The organism is Aeromonas sp. ASNIH5, from assembly GCF_002902865.1.
GTDB lineage: Bacteria > Pseudomonadota > Gammaproteobacteria > Enterobacterales > Aeromonadaceae > Aeromonas > Aeromonas caviae.
The window spans coordinates 4,356,385-4,369,903 of record NZ_CP026122.1; the positions used below are offsets into that span (position 1 = coordinate 4,356,385).

The 13,519-nt window shown below is 64.8% G+C and carries 10 protein-coding genes; 2 read left to right on the forward strand and 8 right to left on the reverse strand.

Features of this window, described 5'->3' with window-relative positions:
• Nucleotides 1-10: 10 nt before the first annotated feature.
• The 5 genes from C2U30_RS20595 to C2U30_RS20615 form a co-directional block, all read right to left on the reverse strand.
• Nucleotides 11-1,348 (reverse strand): IS4-like element ISAeme15 family transposase, encoded by a 1,338-nt coding sequence (locus tag C2U30_RS20595; RefSeq protein ID WP_041205253.1) that lies wholly within the window; start codon nucleotides 1,346-1,348, stop codon nucleotides 11-13.
• Between the two features lie 110 nt (nucleotides 1,349-1,458).
• On the reverse strand, nucleotides 1,459-1,995 hold the full coding sequence (locus tag C2U30_RS20600) for a GNAT family N-acetyltransferase (protein WP_103244432.1): 537 nt from the start codon (nucleotides 1,993-1,995) through the stop codon (nucleotides 1,459-1,461).
• Nucleotides 1,996-2,067: 72 nt separating this feature from the next.
• Nucleotides 2,068-3,795, reverse strand: a complete 1,728-nt coding sequence (locus C2U30_RS20605) for an ABC-F family ATP-binding cassette domain-containing protein (RefSeq protein WP_103244433.1) — start codon at nucleotides 3,793-3,795, stop codon at nucleotides 2,068-2,070.
• A 351-nt stretch (nucleotides 3,796-4,146) separates the two neighbouring features.
• Nucleotides 4,147-4,584, reverse strand: a complete 438-nt coding sequence (locus tag C2U30_RS20610; RefSeq protein WP_103244434.1) for a PliI family lysozyme inhibitor of I-type lysozyme — start codon at nucleotides 4,582-4,584, stop codon at nucleotides 4,147-4,149.
• A 112-nt stretch (nucleotides 4,585-4,696) separates the two neighbouring features.
• Nucleotides 4,697-6,727, reverse strand: a complete 2,031-nt coding sequence (locus C2U30_RS20615) for a M13 family metallopeptidase (RefSeq protein ID WP_103244435.1) — start codon at nucleotides 6,725-6,727, stop codon at nucleotides 4,697-4,699.
• Nucleotides 6,728-6,856: 129 nt separating this feature from the next.
• Between C2U30_RS20615 and tilS the strand changes: the two genes are divergently transcribed.
• Entirely contained in the window at nucleotides 6,857-8,191 is a 1,335-nt protein-coding gene (gene tilS / locus C2U30_RS20620) for a tRNA lysidine(34) synthetase TilS (RefSeq protein WP_103244436.1), read from the forward strand.
• A 42-nt stretch (nucleotides 8,192-8,233) separates the two neighbouring features.
• Here the strand turns inward: tilS and C2U30_RS20625 are convergent, their stop codons facing one another.
• Nucleotides 8,234-9,160: a GGDEF domain-containing protein gene (locus C2U30_RS20625; RefSeq protein WP_103244437.1), complete on the reverse strand. Its 927-nt coding sequence runs from the start codon at nucleotides 9,158-9,160 to the stop codon at nucleotides 8,234-8,236.
• 187 nt (nucleotides 9,161-9,347) lie between these two features.
• On the opposite strand from C2U30_RS20625, the gene C2U30_RS20630 reads away from it, so the two are divergent.
• Nucleotides 9,348-11,300, forward strand: a complete 1,953-nt coding sequence (locus C2U30_RS20630) for a monovalent cation:proton antiporter family protein (protein WP_199767305.1) — start codon at nucleotides 9,348-9,350, stop codon at nucleotides 11,298-11,300.
• A gap of 27 nt (nucleotides 11,301-11,327) precedes the next feature.
• Here C2U30_RS20630 and C2U30_RS20635 read toward each other — a convergent pair whose 3' ends face one another.
• Both C2U30_RS20635 and C2U30_RS20640 read right to left on the reverse strand, forming a co-directional pair.
• Nucleotides 11,328-12,488 carry a patatin-like phospholipase family protein gene (locus C2U30_RS20635; protein ID WP_053288144.1) on the reverse strand — a complete coding sequence of 387 codons (1,161 nt, stop codon included), beginning with the start codon at nucleotides 12,486-12,488 and terminating at the stop codon, nucleotides 11,328-11,330.
• 117 nt (nucleotides 12,489-12,605) lie between these two features.
• Nucleotides 12,606-13,463: an alpha/beta hydrolase gene (locus C2U30_RS20640; RefSeq protein WP_103244744.1), complete on the reverse strand. Its 858-nt coding sequence runs from the start codon at nucleotides 13,461-13,463 to the stop codon at nucleotides 12,606-12,608.
• Nucleotides 13,464-13,519: the final 56 nt, after the last annotated feature.

Sequence of the window (13,519 nt, forward strand, 5' to 3'; positions counted from 1 at the left end):
GCAATGCTGTTCACTTAAGCGGAGCCGCATTGCGATTTACCGGAAAACGGGTCTTTGATATCTTCACCGCCCTGGGTCTCGATGGCCTGGGGCGTTTTTCTATGAACATGACGCCTATGCAGCCCCGCAACTCCGCCAACCTCCGTGGCGTATGGGCTGGCGATAACGCGCCCGCCATCACTGCCATCTGGTTCGCGATGAACTGACAGGCAAACTTAAAGCTCACCTCATTGGGCGCTCGCTGATGGGCTACGGCGGCCTGGCTGGCCTCCCGCCTGACCAGATTGTATCCAAGCAGCAATCCCCACAGCTCCTGATAGACCAAGTCCACTTTCTTGCTTCTCAGCGTGATGGCGTTGTGCTGCATCGCGCTTTTGATATCCCGGTATCCCAGCTCGATTTCCCAGCGCTCGTGGTACAGGGTCGCCACCTGAGCTGCACTGAATCGCGCCACGGGCAGGGAGGTAAAGACCGTTTTCTCCTTGCCTGCCACCTCATAGGTCACTGCGCGAACTTGCCAGTGTGTCGGCAACGCCGGGTTTTTCTTGCGAGCCTGAGGCGAGACCGTCATTTGCAACAGACGGTCACCGTCGCCATAGCGCTCAAGTTCCGTGTATACCAGCCCCTTGCGTTCCGGGATGAGCCAGTGACGGTCGGTGTCTTCGGCCTGAATACGCAGCAACAGGTCGGCACCGAAGAAGCCTTTATCCAGCAGGGTCACTGACTTGTCCGGCAATGAGTGAATGAACTCGCTGGCCAGGGGGATTTCCCCTTTGCGGTACGGGCTGATGGCCGCGTTGGCAATGACATGCGAGCGGACATTCATGAGCGTGACCAACCGCAGCATCGGGTAGGGTGTCTGCCGGTTGGTTGAGGTGTTACCCGAGCCGAAATGTGCTCTGAGTTCAGGCATATCCTGGGTTCGGAACAGGGCCCCATCGATGGCAAAGACCTGTAAACCGTGCCAATGGTCTTCAGGATAACGTTCCCGCCCCCACACATCGGCGCACTGTTTGAACAGCCACTCGAGCGGCTGTTTGCCGAGTCGCTGACGGGCCTGAGACAGGGCACTGTCCGCGAGCAAGGCATCATTGGCCAACCCTTCTGCACAGATGTTGAGGCGCCGAGCGACCTCGGAGATGGGCTCATTGCGGAAAAAGGCCATCCCCACGACGAGCCACAAGACCATATCAGAAGGTAAGCGGCGTCGGCGGATAGTGGCCTTTTCAGACAAGGCGGCAGCGGCAGTAATCCATTCGTCGGGAATATGGTCGGCAAAAATGGCCAGCCGAGCCAGCATGTCGCCAGATGCCTCAACAACATCGTTCAGATCGTTTGCAATAGACATAAAAAAATCCGGAACCAGTGATTGGTTCCGGATTGTCCTACAGCAGAAGGATCGGTCAATGGATCCTTAACTGATCAGCATTGCCGCAGTGCGGGGCTTTTTGTTGCGGGTCACAGGCTGGCGGGCAGGTCGCTGCGCAAGATGGCGTAGTGGCGCAGGGAGATGAAGCCATCCCCCTTGCGCTCGCACTCCCGCGCCGTGCCCTCGTAGTGAAAACCGGCCCGCTCCAGCAGGCGGGCGGAGGGGTGATTGGGCTCCTCCACCACTGCCAGCAGCCGGTGCAGGTCGGTGGTGCGGTAAGTGAGCGGGAGCCAGAGTTGCAGCGCCGCGCTCATCACCCCCTTGCCCCAGTGTTCGGGATAGAGCCAGTAGCCCAGCTCGGCACACCGGTGAGTCGGCTCGGCATCGTTGTAGCCGATGGCCCCCAGCGGTTCGCCCGAGAGTCGGTCGCGAATGAGGTGCCAGGCGCCACGGCCGGTGCGGGTCAGCTCGGCATACCAATCCATCTGTGCCCGGCATGCCGCCAGGCTGTCGTAGCTGACGCCGTAGTAGGCGACGACCCGGGGATCGGAGAGGCCGCGATAGATGTGAGGCAGGTCGGTGTCGGTGACGGGATCCAGCCTGATGTGGGGTGGTGCTGATGTCATGATGACTCCTTGCGGCCAGCCGTGGCTGGCCGCGTGTGTTGCGTAACAAGAGATGGATGAGCCGGGCTGGCGTCAGGCAAACCCGAGCCGCTCGGCAAGGCGCGCCAGCTCGTCACGCCACTGCTGCTGCAGGCGCGGGGTCTGGTGCCTGGGCTTGCGGGCCAGATCGGCGGCGAGCAGGGCATCGAGCTCATACCAGCGCGCCAGCAGCGCCTCTTCGTCATCCCCCGTGGCGGCCGCGCTCTGCGGGTCACCTGATCGAGCCGGGCTGCCCGCCTGCGGCAAGGGGGCATCGCCCAGCAGCTCGGCATAGGCCCGCTCGGCACTGTGGGCCTCCTGGATGCGCCCGTCTTTTATCAGCCAGAAGCGGTTGCAACTGCGCTCGATCAGCTCCCGGTCGTGGGAGACCAGCAGCACGCCCCCGGGGAAGGCCGCAATGGCGTCGGCCAGCTCCTCCTTGCCCGCCAGATCCAGGTGATTAGTGGGTTCGTCGAGCCAGAGCATGTGGTGGCTGCCGAGGGACAGGGCGAGAAACAGCAGCCGTGCCCGCTCCCCCCCGCTCAAGCTGTGCACCTGCTGACCGTGGCGGGCATAGGGGAAACCCGCCCGGATCAGCGCCTGACGCCGCGTCACCTCAGGCAGAGGGGCCAGGGGGTACAGCGCGTCGCTCAGGGTGGCGTCGTCAGCCAGCTGCTGCAGGGACTGATCGTAATAGGCGATGCTGGCGCCGGGGTGGCAGTACCAGCCCGCCTGCGGACTCAGGTCAGTCAGTTCGCGCCAGCACTGGCGCAGCAGGGAGGACTTGCCGGTGCCGTTGGCACCGAGCAGGGCGACCCTGTCCCCTGCCCGCAGCCAGAGCCCCTCGGCACGCAGCAGCGGCGGCAGTGCCGGTGCCGGCGATACGTCGAGGGCTTCCAGTCGCAGCAGGGTGTCGGCAGGCAGGCTCACTCCGCGCAGCTCGAGCCGCCAGGGGGCCAGCGCCGCCACTTGGCTCTGCTCCTCCTGCAGGCGGGCGATGCGCTTTTCCATGGACTTGGCCTGGCGCACCAGCTTCTCGTTGTCATGCTCCCGCCCCCAGATGGCGAGGCGCTTGCTGCTGGCGCTCAGGCGGTCTATCTCCTTTTGCTCATCTGCCCGGCGCAGACGGGCCTGTTCATCCTCGGCGGCCAGCGCCGCCCGCGCCTGGCTGCAGGGCAGGGCGAAGCGGTGCAACTGGCCGTCTCGCAGGATCAGGGTCTGATCCGTGACGCGGTCCAGCAGGCGAGCGTCGTGGGAGACCAGCACGAAGGCGCCGCGCCAGCCCAGCAGAAACTGCTCGAGCCAGAGCAAGGCGGGCAAGTCCAGGTGGTTGCTGGGCTCATCGAGCAGCAGCAGGTTGGGTTGGCGCAGCAGGGCGCGGCCTATCTGCAGCCGGCTGTGCTGGCCACCGCTCAGTGCACTGACCGGCAACGTGGCCTGGGCCTCCAGCTGCAGTTCGGCCAGCAGCTTGTCCACCTGCCATTCGGCGGCGGGGTCGTTGCCCAGGGCATCCAGCAGCACGGCGCGGGTGCTGAGGGTGGAAAGCCCGGCGGGCAGTTGCTGGGCCACGAACTCGCAGCGGCAGGCGGCGGCCTGCACGATCCGGCCGGCCTGGGGCGTGCGCTCGCCCGCCAGCAGCGCGAGCAATGTGCTCTTGCCGCAGCCGTTGGCGCCAATCAGGCCGAGTCGGTCGCCTGCGCGAATGCCGAGTTCGAGGTGATCAAATAAGGGAAGGTGCCCCGCACTCATCTGCAGGGAATGGGTACTCATCAGGGTTGTCATGCTCTTGCTCTCTTAAATCGCGGGATGGGAAATCCCTGTCATCAGGAGCGCTGGCGACAACGGCAGAGTCGAGAAAGGTCTCGGTATGGAAGGGAGTCGGCTTTGCTCGAACCCGCTATCGCAGCGCGATGGTATGCAGGCAAGAGCACTTGAATGTGCCGAACAGGCGAGCCGAGAACATCGGACACGCTTGGATAACCATTTTTTACCTCCTTGTGTTTCGTTATGGCAGGGTGCGGCGATTATAGGCACAGAAAAAAACAGTCGTCCATCCGCCCTGTGGGGGGCCGTGGGCACCGCATCGGGAGGCGCGGGGTAAAAAACGCCCCGTGATACGGGGCGTGGGGGTTGTCAGTCGCGGGGGGTCTTGAGGGCCTCAATCACATCGTCACTGGGGGCCAGTCCCTCCACGTGGTTGAAGCTCTCCAGCCCCTCCTGGGGATTGATGGTGAGGGCGTCGGCGCTCAGGTAGCTGCCGCTGCCGGCGCTCTCCATCACGACGATGACTTCAGGCTGCTTGTCGCCGTTGAGATCCAGCAGCTTGATCTCCTTGATACTGCCATCGCGCGGCAGCACCTTGCCGTCGATGAACTGATCCAGCGGAAACTGCGGGTTGGCACCGGAGTAGAGGAGCACGTCGTAGCTGCCGGTGGAGGCGGGCTCGCCGCGCCCTTCGCTGACGGTCACCACCTGGCCGGAGGGGAGTGTCAGCTGTTTGAAGAAGCCGTCCGCCGCCTGGCTGGCGAGGGGCAGGGTGAGCAGGCCGAGAGTAAGGAATAAGGCTTTCATGAAGAGGACCCTTGTTGCTGCTTGTGTGTCTGTGACGGGCAGGGGACGCTTCCCTGCCACGTCGGAAGCGGGCAGGGGGCCGCTGGTCGGCCGCCCCCTGCCCGGGTTGTCATCACCATATCTTGACCCGTTTGGCCGGGTCCAGATAGAGCTTGTCGCCGGGCTGGATCTTGAACGCCTCGTAGAAGGCGGGGATGTTCGGTACCACGCCGTTGACCCGGTATTCCGGCGGCGAGTGGGGATCCGAGGCGAGCAGCATCTGCATCAGCTCGGGGCGATACATGCCCTTCCACACCTGGGCCCAGCCGAGGAAGAAGCGCTGCTCGCCGGTAAAACCGTCCAGCACCGGGGCCTCCTTGCCATCCAGGGAGAGCAGGTAGGCCTTGTGGGCGATGGTGAGGCCGCCGAGATCGCCGATGTTCTCCCCCAGGGTAAACTGGCCGTTGACGTACTGGCCCTTGATGGGCTCGAAGCGGTTGTACTGGGCCACCAGCCGGCTGGTGCGGAAGCGAAACTCCTTGAGATCCGCCGGCGTCCACCAGTCGCGCATCACGCCGTCACCGTCGGATTTGGCCCCCTGATCATCGAAACCGTGGCCCATCTCGTGGCCGATCACCCCGCCGATGGCGCCGTAGTTGACCGCATCGTCCGCCGTCATGTCGAAGAAGGGGGGCTGCAAAATGGCGGCCGGGAAGACGATCTCGTTGTTGCTCGGGTTGTAGTAGGCGTTCACCGTCTGGGGCGACATGTGCCACTCGTCCCGATCGACCGGCTTGCCGAGGCGAGCCAGGTTGTCGGCGTATTCGAAGGCGCGGGCCCGCTGCAGGTTGCCCACCAGATCGTCGGGGCGAATGGTGATGGCGCTGTAGTCCTTCCACTTGTCCGGGTAGCCGATCTTGGGTCTGAACTTGGCGAGCTTCTCGAGGGCCTGGGTCTTGGTGGCCGGGGACATCCAGTCCAGCTCCTGGATGCTCTGGCCGTAGGCGGTGCGCAGGTTCTCCACCAGCTGCTCCATACGGGCCTTGGCCGCTGGCGGGAAGTAGCGCTCGACATAGAGCTTGCCCACCGCCTCCCCCAGGTTGTTGTCCAGTACCCCGAGGGCCCGCTCCCAGGGGGCGCGCTGCTTGGGCGTGCCGCTAAGAGCGGTGCCGAAGAAGGCAAAATTCTGGGCATCGGTCTGGCTGTCGAGGTAGGGGGCGTAATCGGTGATGAGCTGCCACTTGAGGTAGGCCTGCCAGCCAGCGACCGGGGTCTGCTGCATCACCTCGTTCAGGGCCGAGAGGTAGGTGGGCTGGCCGATGACCAGGCTCTGTTGCCCCGCAAGGCCGGCCTGGGCCAGGTAGGCGTCCCAGTCGATGGCGGGGGCGAGGCGCCCCAGCTCGCTCACCGGTCCCTTGTTGTAGTTCTTCTCTCTGTCCCGCAGGGCCACGTTGTCCCACTGGATCTGGGCGAGCCTGGTCTCGAGGGCCAGGATGCGTTTCGCCTTGGCCTGGGCATCCGTCTCACCGAAGCGGGTCAGCATGGCGGCGATGTGTTGCTCGTACTTGTGCAGCAGCGCCTGGCTGTTGGGGTCGCGCTTGAGGTAGTAGTCCCGATCCGGCAGGCCGAGGCCGGCCTGGTAGAAGTAGACGGCATAGCTGTCAGGGGCCTTGGCGTCGGCGTCTATCCAGAAACCGAAGGGGGAGCCGCCACCGGTGCGGGCGCTCTGGGCGAAGGCCCGGGCGAGATCCTGCGGCGTGCTGATCTGCTCTATCTCGCTCAGCATCGGCAGCAGGGGCGTGGTGCCCTTGGCGTTGCGGGCGGCCTGATCCAGATAGCTCTGGTAGAGGTCGTGGATCTGCTGGGCCGGGGTGCCGGCGGCGGCTTTGCCATCCAGCCCCTCCACCAGCACCCGCACGTCCGCCAGGGATTTGTCCCGCAGCAGGTAGAAGGCGCCGTCGGCGGGCCTGTCATCGGGGATCTTGGCGGTGGCGAGCCAGTGGCCGTTCACGTAGCGGAAGAAGTCGTCACCAGGCTTGACGCTGGTGTCCATGTTGGCCAGCGCAAGGCCGGAGTGTTTGTCCGGTTGGCTCGGTGCCTGACTGCAACCGGCCAGCAGGGCCAGCCCGACGAGGGTGGCCAGGATGTGTTTCTTGTTGTTCATTATGGTTTTATTCCAATTCGGGTTATATGGCTTCCTTGCCCACGCAGGGAGCGATTCACTCTAGCAGCCGGGTTAGCGCTTGATAAGCCCGACTCTGCTAAGATCGGCCTGGTCGTATTGGGGAAGCCTATGATTTCTCGTATTTATTCTCGTTTTTGTCAGACCCTGCCCGCGCCGGAAGGTTCCCACGGTCTGCTGGTGGCTTTCAGCGGCGGGCTCGACTCCACCGTCTTGCTGGTGCTGGCGGCCCGTTTTGCCCGCGCCCACGGCCTCGCCCTGAACGCCCTGCACGTTCATCACGGCCTGAGCCCCCATGCCGACGACTGGGTGGCTCACTGCGAAGGGGTGTGCCGGCAACTGGCGGTGCCCCTCATCGTGGAGCGGGTGCAGCTCTGTCGGGGCAACGGGGAGAGCCTGGAGGCCCAGGCGCGGGCGGCGCGTTATGAGCGACTCGCCGCCCACCTGGGGGAAGGGGAGTGGCTGCTCACCGCTCACCATCAGGATGATCAGCTGGAGACCCTGCTGCTGGCGCTCAAGCGGGGTGCCGGTCTGCGCGGACTGGCGGGCATGGTGGCGAGCCAGCCTTTTGCCGCAGGCCATCTGTTGCGCCCCTTGCTCGACATGAGCCGGGCCGAGCTGGCGGAAGCCGCGCAGTCACTTCCTTATGGCTGGGTTGAGGATGAGAGCAACGAGGACCCGAGCTATGACCGCAACTTCCTGCGCCAGCAGATCATTCCCCTGCTCAAGGACCGCTGGCCCGCCATGGCCCGGACGACGGCGCGAACCATGGCCCTGTGCGCCGAGCAGGAGGCGCTTATCAGCGAGCTGGCCGAGGCGGACTGGCAGGCGGTGGGTGAGGGAGAAGGGCTGCGCATTGACGGACTCCTCTCCCTCTCCCCCGTGCGGCGCAACAACCTGCTGCGCCACTGGATCCGCCGCCAGGGGGGGGAGATGCCCTCCCGCGAGCTGCTGGGCCTGCTGTGGCAGGAGGTGGCGCTGGCGCGCGATGACGCCAACCCCAGGCTGAGCTTGCAAGGGTTGGCGTGCCGCCGCTATCAGGGGCGCCTGTACCTGGTGGCGCCGGATCTCGCCCCCCGCGAGGAGGTGCTGCCCATCGGGATGGAAGAGACGCTCACCCTGCCGGACGGGCTCGGGCAGTTCAGGCTCTGGAGAACGGATGGCGAAGGGTTGCGGACACCGAGGGGGGACGAGCCGCTCTCGGTGCGTTTTCAGGTCGCCCCGGGCGTCATGCTGAAACCGGTGGGTCGGGTGGGCAGCCGGCGGCTCAAGAAGCTGCTGCAAGAGTACGGGGTGCCCTCCTGGCAGCGGGGGCGCATTCCCATCCTCTACTACGGTGAACAGGTGGCACTGGTGGCCGGGCTCTTTGTCTGCGACGGATTTCTGGCGCCAGAAGAAGGGGTGGCGTGGGAGTGGCGGCCCCCCGTCCCCCAGGATGCGGATTGACATCGCAGAGTGACAGGGGGCCGGGAGGTGAAGGGTGATGCCCTATTCGGGCAGGCCGGAGCCCCCGGCTTTCTTGCGGGCGTAGAGATGGGTATCGGCCGTCTCGTAGAGGCGCTGCACATCCATGCCAGACTGCCAGCTGGCGGCTCCCAGGCTGCACCCCACAGAGAAGGCGCTGAGCTCCTTGTGGCTGTGGAGCATATGTTGCAACCGCAGCCAGACCGGGCGCCAGGCCTCGGGGTCCGCGGGTTGCAGCAGCAGGGCAAACTCGTCCCCGCCGAGGCGAAACGCCTGATCCGTCCCGCGAATGCACCCCTGCAGCAACTGGGCGAAGCGGCTTAGCACCAGGTCGCCCACCGGGTGGCCCCAGGTGTCATTGACCTGCTTGAATCTGTCTAGATCCAGCAGCACCAGCACTAGGCCGTGGGGTTCCCGGCTGTGTTGCTCCACCGCCCGGCCGATGGCCTCGTCGAAGTAGGCGCGATTGCCAAGCCCGGTCAGGTGGTCGAGCCGCACCTGCTGCTCCAGCCGATCCAGCCGCAAGTAGAGGGGCAGGGGGAGGCTGAACAGCTGATGATATTGCTCAAGCAACCGCCTCTGGCCGTCGCTCAGGGGGTGCTCCAGCTCGTAGTGCAACTGGCCGAGCAACTGCTCGTGTCGTCCCCGCAGCTCGAAGCGATAGGCATGCAGGGTCAGCCTGGCCTGGGGCGGGTGCGAGATGAGGGGATGGGGCTGGCCAGAGTCGAACTGGAGCGAGTGGATCCGGACAATGTTTGCCACCCGCTCGGCAAAGATTGCCAGCAGGGCGTCAAGATCCCGTTGCCCCAGCAACTGCTCTATCTGCTGATAGCGGTCCTGCCCGGTCAAGGGCGCAAGCCGCTCCATCTGCTGTACCCACTGCTCTATGCCATGTCCGAAGCCGTTCAATGACGATGTGTTTTCCACGTTACAGCCCTTACACCTCTCCATTCATTGCGCAGGCTCTTGCAAGCCCTGTGCCTAAAATATGTCCGATGAAAAACAAGGGGGCTGGCTAGGCTTAACGGGATGAAACGGGAGGGGAAATCCCTGCCGCTGAGCGAGTGGTGTGCCATATGGGGAGCGGGCGCTGTGCTTGCAGGGAAGAGGGTGCCGGGCAGATGAAGGAGAGGGATGGGTGTACGCCGATGTGTTGATCCTGCTGATCTTCGCCGTTGTGCTGGTGGCCATTTTCCGGCGCCTCGGCCAGCCGGTGATCCTTGCCTATCTGTTTGCCGGCATGCTGCTCGGCCCCCATGGCGTGGCCATCGTCACGGGTCAGGCCATGATGCAGACCATAGGGGAGCTTGGCATCGTGTTCCTGATGTTCTCCCTCGGGCTCGAGTTCTCCCTGCCGCGTCTGCTCGCCATGCGCAAGCTGGTGCTGGGGGTCGGCAGCCTGCAGGTGCTGCTCACCTCACTGCTGTTTTTCGGGCTCGGCTGGTGGTGGGGGCTGAGTCTGGCCCAGGCGCTGGTGGTGTCAGGCACCCTGGCGATCTCCTCCACCGCCGTGGTGATCAAGCAGCTCGGAGAGCTCAAGCAGCTCCATACCCGGCGAGCCCAGCTCGGGGTGAGCGTGCTGCTGTTCCAGGATCTTGCCGTGGTGCCCCTGCTGGTGATGATCCCCATCCTGGCCCAGCCCGAGGTGCAGGGCAGCGCCCTGCTGGCGGAGGTCGCCTGGGCCTCCCTCAAGGGGTTGTTTGCGCTCTTCGTGCTGCTGGCGGTGGGGAAGTGGCTGCTGCCCATGCTGTTTTTCGAGGTGGCGCGCGCACGTTCAGATGAACTCTTCGTACTGAGTGCCCTGCTGGTGGCATTGCTGGCGGCCTCCCTGACCCAGTGGATGGGGCTCTCCATGGCGCTCGGTGCCTTTCTGGCGGGCATGATGCTGGGGGAGTCCCACTATCGTCATCAGCTCGAGGTGGACATCAAGCCGTTTCGCGACGTGTTGATGGGGCTCTTCTTCATTACCATCGGCATGACCATGGACTGGGAGCTGGTGGCGGGCGCCTGGTGGCAGGTGTTGGCCTGTGTGACGGGGCTCATCCTGTGCAAGTCGCTGCTCATATTGCTGGCGGGCCGCCTGATGGGGGAGCGCAAGCGCGACGCCATGGCCGCCGGCATCATGTTGAGCCAGGTCGGGGAGTTCGGTTTTGTGCTGCTGGCGCTGGCGAGTCATCACGGCTTGCTGGATCACCAGCTGGTCTCTCTGCTCATCGGCATCGGTGTCATCTCCATCGCCCTCACCCCCTGGCTGGTGTTGCGGGCGCTGGGGCTTGCCCACTCCCTCACCGACAGTGCCCTGCTCTCTCGCGCCGAGGTGGCCCAGTCGGGCCTGAGCAAACACCAGCACGTCATCATCGCCGGGTTCGGACGCACCGGCCAAACCTGTGCCCGCTTTCTCAAGCTCGAAGAGATACCTTTCCTGGCCCTGGATCTCGATCCCGAGCGGGTGAGTGAGGCGAAGCTCGCGGGGGAGCAGGTGGCGTTCGGCGATGCCAGCCGGCGCGACATCCTGCTGGCGGCCGGTCTGTTGCGGGCGCGGCTGGTGATCATCACCTTCGACGATCAAAAGCGGGTCGATGCCATGCTGACGCTGATCCGGGATCTGGCGGGGGAGATCAAGGTGCTGGTGCGTACCCGGGATGACAGTTTCCTTGAACACTACAAGCAGGCCGGCGCCTTCGAGGTGATCCCCGAATCCCAGGAGGGAGCCCTGATGCTGGTCTCCCACCTGCTGCTCAACTGCGACATTCCCATCGGCCGGGTGATCCGGCGCATGGAGCACGAGCGCAGCAGCCAGTATCGCTTTTTGCACGGTTTCTACTGGGGCGGCAAGAGTGCGGGCAATCTGGAGACGGATCAACAGCTCGAGCGGCTGCATCCCGTGCTGCTGCACGACCAGGCCTGGGCGGTGGGACACAGGGTACGGGATCTCGCCCTGGGAGAGGTGCGCATCAAGGCGATTCATCGCGGGGAGCGCAGCCTGGATCCCAGGCGCGAGCTGGTGCTGGCGGCGGGAGATACCCTGGTGCTCTTCGGCACGGCCGTGGCCATGGAACAGGCGGAGCAGCGCCTGCTGGAGGGACGCTAGGATCTCCTTGCCATGGGATAAGGCCCCTCAGGCCTCTTCGCGAAACTGCTGCTGCCTCCCGCTGCCCGGCAGGTCGAGGAAGGCCTCGATGCGCTGGCGGTGATCCAGCGCGTCCTGGTATCCCAGCTTGATGAGCCGCTGGCAATAGCCGGGGTCAAACATCAGGAAGCTGGCCAGGCTGCTGCTCTCTTCGCCGTTGACCCCTAGCACCCGCAGCAGACGGCGCAGCTGGGTCGGCAACCGTGGGAGGTATTCGAGGGCGATGAGGTCGAGATCCTGGCTGGGGCGGATCACGCAGGTCTCCACCTGGCGCAGTTTCAGTCGGCTGCGCTCCCGTGCTGGAATGAGGGAAAGGGTCTGGTTGATGCGCCCGAGCCGCTCCAGATCCGAATTGAGGGTGTCGGAGAAGACGGTGTTGAGCAGATGGCTCGCGATGTTGGAGCTGGTCAGGTGCCCCTGGCGGGGAGTCGGGTTCTCCCTGTGAGGGGAGTCCAGGGTCACCAGCAGGATCCGCTCCGCCCCCAGGTGGATGGCGGGGCTGAGCGGGCTCAACTGGTGGATGGAGCCATCCCCGTAGACGCGATCGCCGATGGGGGTGGCGGGAAAGACAAAGGGCAGCGCCGACGAGGCCAGCAGGTGATCCGAGGTGAGCAGGGTACGCAGGCCACGTCGTCTGGCGCGCTCCCAGGGCTGATGTTCGGCCCGCCCCTGGAAGAAGGTGGTGGAGAGGCCGTCATCATAGTCGGAGGCCGTGATGGCGATGGCCTCCAGGCTGCCGTAGAGAATGTTGTCATCGATGCGGTGATAGTCGATGAGCTGATCCAGCAGACGGCGCAGGGGGGCGTTGTCAAACAGGTGAAAGGCTCGGTTGCTCTGGGGGGTGATGAGGCCGGCAGAGCCCTGATAGAGGGTGCGCCACAGCAGTTGGCAAGGGTGGAAGTCGAAGATGTGGTGGGTCTCGAATCGTCGCCAGACCCACTCCAGCTTGCGCACCCCCAGATGGAAACAGGAGGCGTAGCACGCCAGCGCCGTGATGTTGAGAGCCCCCGCCGAGGTGCCGCACAAAATGGGGAAGGGGATGCCGATGTTGCGGGGGTAGAGTTCGGCCACCGCCTTGAGTACGCCGACCTGATAGGCGGCGCGGGCACCACCACCAGTCAGCAGAAGAGCAGTATTGGGTCTGGCCATGAGGGTGCGCCTTATCGTGATCGCCAGGGCGGGTTGCCACCGCGCAATTCAACTATAAGACGTTGTATACCGGATAAAAATGGGCCGCACGCTCAATTTTTGCGGCCCGTTTCATTTTCAGTTTGCCAAGGGCGTCTGGCTCAGTTGATCGAAGGCGGCGAAGGCTGGAGGGCTTGCCAGAATACGGCCATGGCCGAGCCCCCGGGTGCTCACCAGCCGGGTGCGGCCATCCTGGGCCGCGCGCAGGGAGTCCCGGTGGGGGGCGAAGCGGTCTTCCTCATCGTGAACGATGAGGGCGGCGCCGCTGCGCCGGGCGAGCCGGCCAAGGGGGTCAACCGTGCTGAGCGGGTGCTGGTATTCGTGTTCTATCTCCTTGACCACCGCATCGAACAGCCGGATGGAGTAGCCGGAGCGCGCCACCATGCCGTAGAGCTGGGGCACGTAGTCGAGTACCGGGGAGATGAGCAGCAGCGGCAGCGCATCGATTGCCGGGTGACGGCTGCTGAGGGTGACGGCGCCCCCCATGCTGTGGGTGATGACGCCCTGGACGGGGCCGACCCGCTCGAGGATCTCGTCGAAAGCGCGCACGAAGCGGGGCAGGTGACCCCTGTTCCCTTCGCTCCGGCCGTGGGCGGGGTGATCGTAGGCGAGCGCCGTATAGCCCTGGGCGGCGATGTGGCTCATCAGCGGATAGAACTGGCTGGCACTGCCTGACCAGCCGTGCATCAGCAGCCAGACCGGCCCCTGCCCGAGCCGGTAGCTCATCAGGGTCCCTTCACTGGTGTGGATGGCCTGCTCGACTAGGCCAGCCGGGGCTGCGACGTCCCGGGTCGCCCGCTGCGGGGTGAGCAGCAGCTTGCTGGCGGTGCGCTTGGCGTGGGTGGGCGCGAGCACGTGATGCAGGCGGGTGCCGAGGCCCAGCAGCAACTTGCTCGGGCTGAAGCGGCGTGTGTTGAAGTAGATCTTGCTGCTCATGGTCATCCTGTGTCTTTTGTGTGCGAACGGTCGTGCTTTTTCACGGGTTTTTAAAA